The 13549-nt window shown below is 35.3% G+C and carries 11 protein-coding genes; 3 read left to right on the top strand and 8 right to left on the bottom strand.

Annotated features, from left to right (window positions below):
• The first annotated feature begins 334 nt into the window (after positions 1–334).
• The 3 genes from AACK98_RS02040 (at position 335) to bioD (ending at position 4914) form a co-directional block, all read left to right on the top strand.
• The gene (locus tag AACK98_RS02040; protein WP_339041910.1) at positions 335–3322 is read left to right on the top strand and encodes a PD-(D/E)XK nuclease family protein; all 2988 of its coding nucleotides are present in this window, start codon (positions 335–337) and stop codon (positions 3320–3322) included.
• A gap of 320 nt (positions 3323–3642) precedes the next feature.
• On the top strand, positions 3643–4248 hold the full coding sequence (gene ruvX, locus AACK98_RS02035) for a Holliday junction resolvase RuvX (protein ID WP_339041909.1): 606 nt from the start codon (positions 3643–3645) through the stop codon (positions 4246–4248).
• A gap of 54 nt (positions 4249–4302) precedes the next feature.
• A complete protein-coding gene (gene bioD / locus AACK98_RS02030; RefSeq protein WP_339041908.1) occupies positions 4303–4914 on the top strand; it encodes a dethiobiotin synthase in 612 nt (203 codons plus the stop codon).
• Positions 4915–5164: 250 nt separating this feature from the next.
• Here the strand turns inward: bioD and smpB are convergent, their stop codons facing one another.
• The 8 genes from smpB to AACK98_RS01990 all read right to left on the bottom strand — a co-directional run bounded on the left by smpB (position 5165) and on the right by AACK98_RS01990 (position 13015).
• Positions 5165–5635, bottom strand: coding sequence for an SsrA-binding protein SmpB (smpB, locus tag AACK98_RS02025; RefSeq protein WP_339041906.1), 471 nt, complete (start codon positions 5633–5635; stop codon positions 5165–5167).
• 21 nt (positions 5636–5656) lie between these two features.
• Complete coding sequence (gene nuoG, locus AACK98_RS02020; protein ID WP_339041904.1) at positions 5657–7696, bottom strand: NADH-quinone oxidoreductase subunit NuoG; 2040 nt, start codon at positions 7694–7696, stop codon at positions 5657–5659.
• A gap of 646 nt (positions 7697–8342) precedes the next feature.
• Complete coding sequence (locus tag AACK98_RS02015) at positions 8343–9158, bottom strand: ParB/RepB/Spo0J family partition protein (RefSeq protein ID WP_339041902.1); 816 nt, start codon at positions 9156–9158, stop codon at positions 8343–8345.
• 409 nt (positions 9159–9567) lie between these two features.
• A complete protein-coding gene (locus AACK98_RS02010; protein WP_339041900.1) occupies positions 9568–10341 on the bottom strand; it encodes an AAA family ATPase in 774 nt (257 codons plus the stop codon).
• Positions 10328–10939, bottom strand: a complete 612-nt coding sequence (rsmG, locus tag AACK98_RS02005) for a 16S rRNA (guanine(527)-N(7))-methyltransferase RsmG (RefSeq protein ID WP_339041898.1) — start codon at positions 10937–10939, stop codon at positions 10328–10330. Before rsmG ends, AACK98_RS02010 begins: the two co-directional genes overlap by 14 nt.
• Positions 10940–11160: 221 nt before the next feature.
• Positions 11161–12069: an FAD-dependent thymidylate synthase gene (thyX, locus tag AACK98_RS02000; RefSeq protein ID WP_339041896.1), complete on the bottom strand. Its 909-nt coding sequence runs from the start codon at positions 12067–12069 to the stop codon at positions 11161–11163.
• Between the two features lie 287 nt (positions 12070–12356).
• Positions 12357–12725 carry an IS1 family transposase gene (locus tag AACK98_RS01995; RefSeq protein ID WP_339042524.1) on the bottom strand — a complete coding sequence of 123 codons (369 nt, stop codon included), beginning with the start codon at positions 12723–12725 and terminating at the stop codon, positions 12357–12359.
• On the bottom strand, positions 12632–13015 hold the full coding sequence (locus tag AACK98_RS01990) for a hypothetical protein (RefSeq protein ID WP_339040562.1): 384 nt from the start codon (positions 13013–13015) through the stop codon (positions 12632–12634). The genes AACK98_RS01995 and AACK98_RS01990 overlap by 94 nt, the downstream gene beginning before the upstream one ends.
• Positions 13016–13549 lie beyond the last annotated feature (534 nt).

Raw genomic sequence — 13549 nt, 5'->3', positions numbered from 1 at the left:
CATGCTATTAAAATCTTCGCGCCTGCACTTGTGAAGGCAGTGCCATATTTGTGTAGGTTGCTAACTTTGTAGTTCAAAATTATCCAAACTGCCTTCATACTTATATCAAATATTCTAAAATTACCCGAGTTGTCATATACTCGTGCTATTAAACAGCAATTCGTATTAACAAATAAGTAGTGACTAACAAAGAATGGCTAAATTTTTGAGTATTCCCTTTACACGCAATGTTTTCAATATATTACTTTCTCAAATAGAGAATATAGCAGCAAAAAACGCGTCCTATATAGCATATTCATCTAAACTATACTCCAAACTTGCACTATCAGATTATTTGGTTATTCTGCCAAATCATAGATCTATCAGAGAATTCCATGAATTCATAAGAACACAAGGTAATTTAAGCATCTTGCCTTCTATACTTTCGTACTCAGATCTTGCGGATAATATGTTAGAACTTATAAGCAGAGAAGAGAAGTTAAGTGAATTAGAATTACTGCAACTACCCAATACATTCCAAAAATCACAACTAAACTTCGCTATTTACACAGATTATATTGCTTACATAAATAAGGAAGGTGAAAACTGTCGCCTCAAAACATATGAATCAAAAGATCAATTGAAATTTAAAGAATCAGAATTAGCAGAAATTACAAGGGCGTTATCTGAATATTATCATAATCAATATGATATTGAATTATTAAAATCTGGTAGTGATAAAGAACAGCTATTGAGTTACTTAATAGAGAATTTAAAGCAACGTGGAGAAACAGATGGAGTCGTTACAGAACAACAAAGACAAGTCATAGCAGCACAGCGCATAGAAAAGATACTCAGCATTTACAAGAAAAAAACTATATTTGCTTTGCTACCAGCAAATAATACTACATACATTAAACAAATTGTAAAAGCTATATCTAAGCTTGAGAACTCATATATATTTATTCAAGGCATGCCAAGTAATAGTATTGCGAAAACAAACCAAGAATTTCATACAAATCGAATAAAACCCAACACATCACAGCAATCATTAGATTTTGATGTTAGCGATTCACAAAGTAGTTTTTTGTCTGGCAAATTAGACACTCAAGGCAGTTGTCATTTTGCAAAATTCAGCACGATGAATGTTCATCAAAAACATTACACATGGCATATTGTTAACCATTTAAGCGCTCTTATAAATAATAAAGATGATGTACTAGATGTTGCTTGCGAAGTGCAAGACCAAGGATTTCATAATATATTAGAGCTTTTCATATCACAGATACTCTATCCACCTGAACTTATGGGAAACTTGATAGAGACAATACAGCATGAGTATGTTTCTGCTCTAGATCATGTTGAAATAGTAGAAGCAAAAAGTCAAATTGAGGAAGCAAAAATCATCTGTAATGCAGTACAAATTGCGATGCAAGAAGATGAAAATGCAAGGATTGCTATTATAACAAATAACAGAGAGGTAATAAAAATTGTCTCTGCACTGCTTGATGCGCATGTGATTCGCTATGATGACTCAACACCAATGCAGCATGAACAATCACATATAATACAGCTTTTTATATTAATACTGAAAGCTGCCACTGAGGGCAGTTCTGACTTTAAGATTTGGTTATCATTGTTCAAACATCCATCTTCTATAGTATTTGAGGAGCTTCGAGAAAGTGTATATATGTTTGAAAAAAGAATCATACGTCATTCTGAATATACACAAAATATAGATTTATATTTCAAACTTTCTAGTAAAAATAATTTGTCTTGCGATATAGAACCACTAAGGAACTATTACGAAAGAATAATGCACTTTAAAGATGTGATGCAAAAAACGTCATCTTTTAATCAAGTTCTCGTTGCTCATTTTGAAACATTTTGTCATTTGATACACCCTCAAGCTCGTGAATCTCAGCACTTTTATATTTTGGAAGAATTAGTGCACAGCACTACATCAAATCCTGTTGTTACTTGCAACTTATTATTTAAAGAGGATTATAATGAGCTATTAAAGTCTCTATTGAAAAATCTAGAATTGCGTAAATGTGAAAAAACTGAGCATTGTGTTGAAATTTTGACTCCAATGGAGGCAAGGTTTTTAAAATTTGATTTTGTGGTAGCAGCGGGGATGCAAGAATCCTTTTTTCCCAGTTATCTCATAGATCACGGATATATATCGCAAGAAGTGAGAGCAAAGAAGAATGACAATATTATAATGAAAGATGTAGAAATTGGATATGCAGCTTTTGATTTTGCACACTTGCTTGCACAAAAACGAGTCTTATTTTCTTATTCCAAATCAAGAAAAAGCGGTGTGTTACAAGCTTCAAGATTTATTGATCGCTTAATTGCGTATATAAGACTCATGAAGAAAATTAATTTAGATGATCTGATATATCATAGCAAAGTCAGAGCAGAATATTCAAGAATTCCAAGACATAGTGCTAAAAGGCCAATTTTTAAAATTGCAGCACTTGCTTCGAGTTGCACATCGTTTCTTAATATTGATGTGAATGAAATTATGCCAAGTAAAATATCTGTCAGTGGTATAGAACGATTGATGAAAAGTCCTTACTTATACTATGTGCATGATGTGTTAAAATTAAAACCATTAGAACCAATACCAACTCCTGGTATATCAAAAAAGCGTTTTGGGATTATTTTACACGATCTACTGTCCAATGCTGTAGAGAAAGACATATCGTCAGTAGATAATCTTGTGTCCCTTTTTTACAGCAAATTTGGTGCTTGCACAAATGACCAACTTAAGCAGCAAGTGCTGGAATATTTCTTCAAAGACTACATAAATCAAGTTGCTGATCTATTCTTGTGTTACAAAGAAAAAAATCTAAATTCTATAAAGCAGAGTATCACAGAAGTAAAAGGTACGATAAAGTTTTTAACAGATGAAGGAAAATTGGTCTGTGTTACTGCAATAGCAGATAGAGTTGATTTGCTAAAAAACGGAGATGTAAAAATAATTGACTATAAAACAGGCAACATACCAAGCTCTAGTGAAATAAAAAGAGGGGTAGCACCTCAGCTTCTTATAGAGGGTCTCATATATTTATATGGCGATGCCTTTGGTATAAAAAAGCAGCTAGTACAGAAAAAAGACGTGGATCTTTATTATATCTCACTGCATAGAAAATCTATTTTAAATGAGAGGATAATTACATGCGATTTTCCATCCACTTATGATGCACTGACAAAGTTAATAAATAAATTTTTTACACATGATGCTGTTATATTTCCCTCTATGTCTACTATCAAAAGTTATGAGAGAGAGCTGTATTCACATATCAGTAGAGATGAAGAATGGCTGGGTAGATGATATAATTCAAATAAAAAATAAATGTTACATCTATTTTCTAAATTTGTGTTATATTCCAACCAGTTGTGTATCTTATATTGATCTGCCATTTATTCACCAGCTTTATTCGTTCTTTAGCTGATCTATTTAGCAGATAAACATAAGATACGCATCTCGTTGCTTCTTTTGTAACAAAGTCAAGGTCCTGGGCGCGCTTAAATTTTAAAGAAAAGACGCTGCTAAAGTGTTCTGTTATTTGGGGGATTTGGTATAATATGGAAAATCAGTTCAAAGGAGTTTGCGCAAGTGGCTTTGCCAGCAGTGCCATATACTGCAGGTAAATGAAGAATTGGTATTTATTATATATTTTAACGACGCCAATTTTGAAAAATATGACAAGTATATACGATAATTTTTCAAAAGTACCCAGCATGCAAGATTCCGATATGATAGCGCTATTTCACCAAGATTCTGTGCAACGTGCAGAGTTTACTGATCTTATAAAATACAATCAAAACTCTGTGATTTTAGGACTCGATGTTGGACAGAAAAAAATAGGAATTGCTAAGTGTAACATTTCTATTAATGTTGTTCTGCCACTCATGGTGATGAAGCGTCACTTTGCGATTGAAGAAGATCTTATTGAGATAAATAGTATAATAAGCTCAACAAGCCCAGAAAAAGTGATTGGATTTGTTCTAGGATTGCCTCGCCAGATGAATGGAACACTTGGCCAACAATCGGAATATATCATTTCATTTGCTAGTGCTTTAAAAGAATTTTTCAAAATGCCAGTCGCTTTATATGATGAAAGACTGTCTACCAAAGCTGCAGATAAGCTTTTAAGTGAAACTCAACTTAGCAGGAAAAAACGCAACTCTATAGATGATAAATTTGCTGCAGCTCTGATATTAGATTCCTTTTTAAAGAGTCTTTCTATATTTTGAACTTGAATTATCTTCAATTGCTGTTAAAAGAAATCATTCAAGCATTTCATAAACATGAGAATATTTATCACAGGAACAGATACAAATGTTGGCAAGACACTTGTATCTGCTTGGCTTTGTCTTCATTTTGGGTTTTCTTACTGGAAGCCTATACAATCTGGATCTAGTGAAAGTCTTGATAGCGATATTATAAAAAGCATAGGAATTTTTACGTATACTGAAGCATATACACTGAAAGCTGCAGCTTCTCCACATTTAGCAGCACGTTCTGAAAATATTAAAATTAATTTAGATAATATTTTAGAAAATATTCCAGATTGTAATCGTTTGCTCATAGAAGGAGCTGGAGGCGTGATGGTTCCTCTGAATGAAAATGACTTAATAATAGATCTTATAACAAAACTCAAAGCTCAAGTTATAGTTGTTTCTAGAACAACTATTGGAACCATTAACCACACTTGTCTCACTATCAATGCACTGCGCGCGCGCAAGATTCCAATTCTTGGTGTGATTATGAACGGAGAGCCAAATCTTGAAAACAGAATGGCTATAGAAAAGTACAGTAAAACACAAGTGTTACATGAGTTACCTTTTCTGAATCTAATCTGCCGCGAATCCTTAATCGAATCTAAACCTTCACATAAATTAATGCGAGTTGCCAATTAATTGCTTGCTGTGTGGCAGATTTTAGGGCCCTATATGTTGCTTGAGGGTTTTGCAAATAAACAAAAATAACATATGAAAAAGGTTTTTGCATCAAGGTACTGTTTTTGATGATTTTATGAACGATCTATTGATCCGCATTGCCGGTAATTAGTAGCTTAGATGCTTAATATTAATTGGCAACTCGCGCTAAATTATGCTTATGAATTAGAAGTTATTTCTAAATTATGCGAATCTACTGATCAAACTCTATTCAAGAATTGGCATCAATTCTCTTCTGGCGTGCTTTCTCTCTTTCCCAATCTCTTTGCTTGATTGTTTCACGTTTATCATGTTGCTTTTTCCCAACTGCAACTCCTAGAGATACTTTTGCTCGGTTTCTATGGTTAAAATAAATGTTGAGAGGGACAAGGGTAACACCTTTTTTCTTAATGAGGCCTATGAACTTCTTAATCTCACTTGCATGCAATAATAGCTTTCTTGGGCGCAGTGGGTAATGATTAAACCTGTTGCCCTCGGTATATTCAGGAATATGCGCATTTAAAAGATAGATCTCACCCCCCATCTGCGTCGCGTGAGATTCTGATATGCTGACTTTACCATTGCGCAATGACTTCACCTCCGTGCCAGTAAGTACGATTCCAGCCTCCATTGTTTGCTCTATAAAATAATCGTAACGAGCTCTCTTATTCTGAGCGATCAGCTTGCGTATATTTTTATCCATTTCAAGATCACATAATACAAATTAACTCTCTACTCCTGAAGAAATTTTTGAACATTCAAGCATTGTCTTAGAATGTCTAGAGACGGAATTAGTCATAAAATAATTGTGAATAGGGTTTTCTATCACATCACTCTGAAATTCTCTAACTTTTTTTACAGCTTCCATATTCATTTCATTCTTCACTATACATCCAACATTATCAAAAACAGTTGAGATGGAGCACATCTTCTTTCTCACATCTTGAATTGAAGTATATTGTAAGTCATGGCCTAAAAATTTTGCTAAATCATTAATTATTTCCCAATCAGCCTTGGCATGGTTTGGTGGATATGAAGCAATACGAGTTCTTTGAGCTCTTCCCTCAAGGTTCACATATGTTGCATCCTTCTCAGTATAAGCAGCGCCAGGAAGTATCACATTTGCTCTATGCGCTCCTAAATCACCGTGATGTCCTTGATATATTATAAAAGCATCTTCTTTCACTGTACTAAAATCTAATTCATCCGCGCCAAGCAACATGATTATATTTGCATCTGTCATAATCTGCTTTGTACTTAAAGCACCAGAACCTGGTAAAAAACCTATATCTAAACCACCAACTCTTGACGCAGCACGCTGCAAAATATTTAATCCATTCCAATCTTCGCGCACCATTCCAGTATTTTCGGCAATAACTCTTGCGTAATGTATGAATACTTCATAATCAGGGCGAGCCAAAATACCTGATCCGATTATAATCATCGGATTCTTTGCATTCTTTAAGTCAGCAAAATAATCATGTTCGGCATCTGCTATCTGTTTTAAGATCCATGGGTTTACACCTAGATGCTTATATCTATACGTTAAATCAACTTGCTCTCCGATCAATGCAACCTTCATGCCATTATATATGCATGCCTTCCTAAGACGTGCATTCAGTATAGTCGCTTCATGTCTTGGATTGCTGCCAACTATCAAACACGCATCAGCATCTTCTATCCCTGCAATCGTAGTATTAAAAGTATATAATGCACGCACCTGATTTCCAAGAAGACTTCCATCCTGCCTGCAATCAAAATTATAGCTGCCTATTTTTGTTAATAATTCTTTAGTGAGGAGCATTGTTTCAACATCTATCAAATCTCCTGCGATCGCAGCAATCTTGTCAGGAGACGAAGCAGAAATTGCAGCGCCAATCGCCTGATAAGCTTCAAGCCATGATACTGTTTTAAACTTACCTCCAGCTTCCCTTATCATAGGTGTGTCAAGCCTTTGATACTTCAGCCCATCATATGAGAATCTGGTTTTGTCAGAAATCCATTCTTCATTGATATCTTCGTTTAGTCTTGGCAAAACTCTCATTACTTCGCTACCTCTTGAGTCAACTCTAATATTTGAGCCAACTGCATCCATCACATCTATAGTTTCTGTATTGCGAAGCTCCCAGCTTCTTGCTTTAAATTCGTATGGCTTTGACGTTAGTGCACCGACAGGGCAAAGATCTATGATGTTTCCAGATAACTCTGACGTTATGGATTTCTCGATACATGTAGAGATTTTCATATGCTCACCTCTACCAAGCGCTCCAAGCTCTTGCGTTCCTGCGACATCTTCTAAAAACCTGATGCACCTAGTGCAATGTATGCACCTTGTCATATGTGTAGTGATCAATGGACCTATGTTTTTATCTTCTACGACTCTCTTACATTCATTATATCTACTGACGCCTCTTCCATATTTTATGGCCTGATCTTGAAGATCACACTCTCCACCTTGATCACATATTGGACAATCTAGCGGATGGTTTATAAGTAAAAATTCCATTACACCTTCTCGTGCTTTTCTCACGAGTGGAGTGTTTGTGTGCACAACCATCCCATCTGATATAGGATGAGCACAGCTGGCCACAGGCTTCGGAGACTTTTCAACCTCAACAAGGCACATCCTACAATTTCCTGCTATCGCCAGTCTTTCGTGGTAACAAAATCTTGGAATCTCTATACCAAGCATTTCACATGCTTGAATAACAGTAGTACCATTTTCTACTTCTATATCTACCCCATCCACCACAATCTTTGGCATTGGCCGAATTCCCCTTGTTAAATTAGTATTTAATCAAAATCCCGCTTGAGTAAAAATTGATAATGCAGCAATACAAGGACATAACCTTCAAAATAAAACCGGTTATCAGCGCATTTCAAAAACATAAATCACAAGAAGGAAAGTATGTATATTAGACCTCTTGCATAACCTGTTCCAAACTGTGATTTGATTGTCACTAAAACATAAAAACACTCACGTGGATCATTGTTTGGTGACGTTTTGCAAAAATCTACTCTATAAGAATTTCTACCTCAGAATGAGGTTATGCAAGAGGTCTATTGCTAATAATATATAATGTGTCCCTTAAGTGCAGCTAAATTTTATATTAAACCAAAGTATATAGCTATAAAGCTGCACTTAAATAAAAAGTTGCCTGCGTCATAATTCTAAGAAGCCCAAGGATTTATCCTGGCCTACAAGTAATTATGATGCAGGCAAAATCCAGCAGAAAAAGTGGCAAAATTGCCAAAAACCTTATGGATTTTATTAAGTAATATTTGCAAGTATTAGAAATTATATATCCGAAAATTAGTGCATGGCCTTCCCCAAGCTAATTTTTACACATTTAACTTTCCGCAAAAATTGATTTGCGAGAAGCAAAAGAGATTTTTGACGGACAGACACATTAAGACATATCAGAAATTTGCCTACAGAGAGCATAAACCAATATGTCAAATTCTTCCAATGTTTTAAATGATAGTGTGATTGAGCCAGAAGAACCACTTAACTTTATCTCAGTTTTGCAACCAAGATTATTGGACATTTTCTCCTCCAGTGATAGTAAATCTAGATCTTTTTCTTCAGGAGCGTTTCCAATATTCTCAGAAGATTTAATACGAGTCACAGTTATAGAATCTTTCTTAACTTTTTTTGCTCTTGCAAGTTGCTCGGTCTCCCGCACGTTAAGTCCACGGTCTATAACCTGCTTTGCGAATTCTACAGGCTCATCGCTTGTGAATATAGCTTTTGCATGCCCGACAGAAATCTGATTTTGATCGACCCATCCTTGCACTTCTTGAGGAAGCCTTAGTAGTCTTATCATATTTGCTATATGACTTCTGCTTTTGTTCAGCTTCTCTGCAAGCAGATCTTGTGTATAACCAAATTGATCTATTAATTGCTGATATGCCTTTGCTTCTTCAATTGGAGTTAAATCTTCTCTCTGTATATTTTCAAGGATCGCAATCTGCAAAAGCATAAGATCGGAGCAATTCTTAAAAATCACAGGTATTGTCTTGAGACCCGCAATAATAGAAGCTCTCCATCTTCTCTCGCCGGAAATTATGCAATATCTCTTATTTTTGCCTTTAGCAACCAAAATAGGCTGAAGCACTCCATATTCTTTGATAGAATCGCTCAACTCCTGAAGTTCATCACTTGTCATAGTACTCCTCGGCTGGTATGGATTAACCTCCACATCATCTATAGAGATATATATCATATGCTCATGATTTCTTTCATCTAATTGCAGCAGTGATGCTGCATCTGTAGAAATCAATGCTGATAATCCCTTACCAAGGACTTTACGTTCAGTTGTCATTATAGTAAATTATTTTTAATATCTACATGCATACTAAATCATACTTCAAAATTTGCGCCTTTTAAAGATCGCTTGTTATAGGCGTTGCTGGCAGTGCTTGTATTGATTGATTATACATGCCACCTTAGTTCTTCCTAGCGCTTTTTGAAGTCTCACTTCGTATGTGCGTAAGTTAAATACCAATTCTTCTCTTCTCAAGAGAGGCAGTACAAAAAGAGAAGTAATCAAAATATGTTGTGACAAATCATCAGATCTTTTTGATGCTCTCTTTTCAGGGCTGCAGTGCTTACCTAAGCTACATGCTAGTTAATTAATAAGTATTTTTAGCTAAAAATTCTTTTGCAAGCATCATATAAGCTATGGAGCCAAGGCATACAACATCATATAAAATGGCTGGCATTCCATGCGAAGGAGCTTCAGACAATTTGACGTTTCTTGGTATAACAGTATCATACACTAGTTTTTTCAATTTTTCTCTTACGTCTTTTGCAACTTGTTGAGATAACCTATTTCGCTTATCACTCATTGTTAGCAAAACACCCTCTATATAAAGGTCACGATTTACTGCCGATTTTATAAGTTGTACAGTATTAAGTAGATGTGCAAGTCCTTCAAGCGCAAGAAACTCACATTGCAAAGGAATAAGTACGGAATGAGCAGCTGCCAATGCATTCATTGTCAGAAGTCCAAGAGAAGGGCAGCAATCTATAAATATATAGTCGTAATCTGCATTCATATGCCTTAGCCTTGATTTGAGCAAAAACTCCCTTCCATCAAGATCAGCAGTTTCAGATTCTATAGCAGCAAGGTCGACAGTTGCTGGAATAATATCAAGGTTTGGAATCTGAGTTTTTACTATAGAAGATTCTACTGCAAGTCCATGCGACAATAATTTATATACATCATTATCTCTTTGCTGGTTTGATAGACCAACGCTTGTACTAGCGTTGCCCTGTGGATCAAAATCTATGAGTAATATAGAACTTCCAACCACGGCAAGCGCAGTGGACAAATTAACAGCAGTAGTGGTTTTACCCACTCCACCTTTTTGATTAGCAATAGCGATGATCTTAGAGCGCGTCATGTCTATTTTTCTGCAGATTAGAAATCGATATAATACTAGAATTCGGCTTATGAATATTATTATAATTTTCGAGATCAAAATGCCAATCTCTCATAAGGCTACTTACTTCTTTCTGCCAATCCTTTCCTTTATGTAGCAGATAATTAGTATTTTGCCCAGCAATGTGTTTCGTATAATCAAGCAGCATCACAGTATCACAAAATGCTCTTGATACTATCACATCAAATACACTGCTTTTTGCATCTCTAACATCTCCACAGACCACTTGCGCATTAATTTCAATCATTCCATTGACTTCTAATAAAAACGCAGTCTTCTTGCTATTTTTCTCAAATAATATGCAATTATAGCCGAGTATTGCAAGTATCATTCCAGGAAACCCACCTCCACTTCCTATATCTGCTATACTAAAATGCTTATTTTTAATAAATCTGCTCAAAAGTGCAGAATCTAATATATGTGGAATTAGATCTTCATATGTCAAGACAGAGCGGGAGACAAGATTTATTTTTTTATTCCAGAGCAGCAGTAGTTCAGAATATTTCTGCAATAGCTCTAATTCTCTTGTACCAAAATAATCATTTAAACTTTCTTGCATATTAATTAATAAAACATAAAACAAAATGTAAAAGTTACTTATAGATAATTATTTTTAGTTTATGATGTTTAATCACTATGAATATAGAACATATCTACTCTGCAAAAACATCGATTTTAAAAACCTTAGTAAGATTGCTCACGGCTCAATTTTTGCACTTATTTAAATAAGTTATCCATTATAAAATAATTCACATAACTAACAGCTCTCGTTAAGTTAATTCATTTACCAAGCAAAGCCATCAAATCTGACCATTCACGTTTAGATATGCCGCTTTCTTCTTGAGCAACAATCTTACCATTAATCATAGCTCTGATCACATTTAACGCAGCTTCCGATATGTGGGCCACACCGAGTTTATAATTGCTGAAAGCTTCGTATGTGTATGGCACCCATTTCTTCACAAGTTCTAGTATTACACCAGCATATTCTCTAATCTCAAACTGCGCATGCGGATCAGCACGCAGCTTCAAGAAATGCAGCAGATTATGTAAATCTATCTTCCAATACCACTGTGTATAATAATTTAGTGATAGATTCATCCTTGCAAGTTCTCTAGTAAGTCCATCTCTTCCTTGATCTATGACTTCACCAGTTGCGTCATCCATATTCAGCATTCGCATATAATTGCGATATAGCATGCTTGCATCATGTTTTAGAAGCTCTAGCACTTCATTTGCTTCGTGATCAGAGAGCAATGCATCGCGTCCCTGTTTATTTAATGAAGATTGTTTTGCTAAATGTTCACGCTTTGGAATATAAAACTCTCTATCTAAAACAGAATAACGCGCTGAATATTCATTCACACTTGCAGTTCTATGTCTAATCCACTGACGTGCTATAAATATAGGAAGCTTTATGTGCAATTTTATCTCACACATCTCAAATGGCGTGGTATGAGAATGCCTCATCAAATAATTTATTAAGCCTTTGTCTTCATTTGCTCTTTTTGTCCCGCGGCCGTAAGAGACGCGTGCTGCCTGCACAACGGCGGCATCATCTCCCATATAGTCTATAAGCCTTACAAACCCATGATCTAGCACAGGCAAAGTTTTCTGCAACATTTCCTCTAGTGCTGGGACTGTAGGGCGCAACGTCTTATAAGACTCTCCTTGCAATTTTTCTGACATGAAATTTAATTAGATTAAATATGAAGCTCTAAAACAGCAAAATCATGATAAAAATAGCTTTCATAACTTACTGCAGAGAGACAAAACAAATAGAAATTTTTGAGAATGTTAGCGCAAGTCAAAAACTTTTCCAATAATTAAATACAGAATTAGCATGTAAAATTAAATATTCAAGATATTACCTGTATTATAAGCACTATCTGTAAAGTTATTGTGCAGACTACTTTGGCATGATTTTCTATATAATACCAACTTCCCAAGTAACAGAATACTTTAGTTGAGAGTTTTCACATAAAGATAGATAAGAGCTGTTCTTGATATTGTTTGAATATTTGTGTAATAGTAAGAGCGCACCAAAGCTTGATGGATCCGTATACCCTTGACTCTTTTTTAGAAACGATTTTAGTACGCCGTGTCATTCGGCATAAATGATGTCGCGTGTTGCTATTATCTCTCTCGATACATACTGTGCCAGACTTTCCAATTGTATGACGCTCTTTGGGTAAAATTTTAGAAAAAGCATCCCAATCATCCGTATAAAAATGACATTCTTTCAGATGACTCACTTTGTTGTAGAGCTTTTGGAATGTTGCAGTATCACGATTGCCTGTAACCCAGGCAACGGTTCTCCTTGTACTACGATCAACTGCCTTAATGATCCAAAGCTTGTTTTTTTTGAACCAATAAAATGCCACATCTCGTCGAATTCCATCTCCATAATATCCGAAGAGACAACTGGCTCCTGAGTCTTGCCCATCACCTCTACTACCCAGCGATAAATTATGGACGGCGAATGCCATAATATCTTGCATAACATAGAAAAAGAGCCATTACCAAGACTATATAGCATAACGCATAATGCTTTCTTAACAGCTGTTTGAGGCTTCTTGCCCAGATCGCCCTCAACAAAATTTAGAACATGATCTGCACTTATAACGCTGTACACCCCCTCACAATGCCATTCTTTACAAAGATATCAGAGCAACATCCCTTACAACAAACCATAAAACCACTCTTTAGTTTTTAAAAAAGTGATCGTATCATACTTCTATCTAATTGTGAAAACTCTCCTTTAGTTTAGTTCTTTTCTTTAAAATTTAAGCCCGCGCATGGCAGCTTGTGTTTCTAGTGCAGCTAAACTCCAATCTTATCTGAAATATATAAAAGTATTTGATTCAGAAATTAACTTGTGCTCTAAAAAATCATGCTTTTACAATCCTCCAATCCTCGCGCGTGCACTTACTTGAGCCCAGCGCATAATTCGACAAATGAGCAAGCAAAAATACTCGCTGTACTACTAGGCAATCTTTTTATCATCATTAATCTTGCAAAATTCCCATATGCTTTTCAGACAAAATGTCACCAGCTATATTATTTAATATCAGGTACACACATCAATATATATAATCATCATACTTTTCAAAATTGACGTCTTGTGAAAATGATCCTTATATATTTCGTGATACATTGCATATTAATT

The organism is Candidatus Lariskella endosymbiont of Hedychridium roseum, from assembly GCF_964020185.1.
GTDB lineage: Bacteria > Pseudomonadota > Alphaproteobacteria > Rickettsiales > Midichloriaceae > Lariskella.
This window is presented reverse-complemented; position numbering and strand designations above follow the sequence as displayed.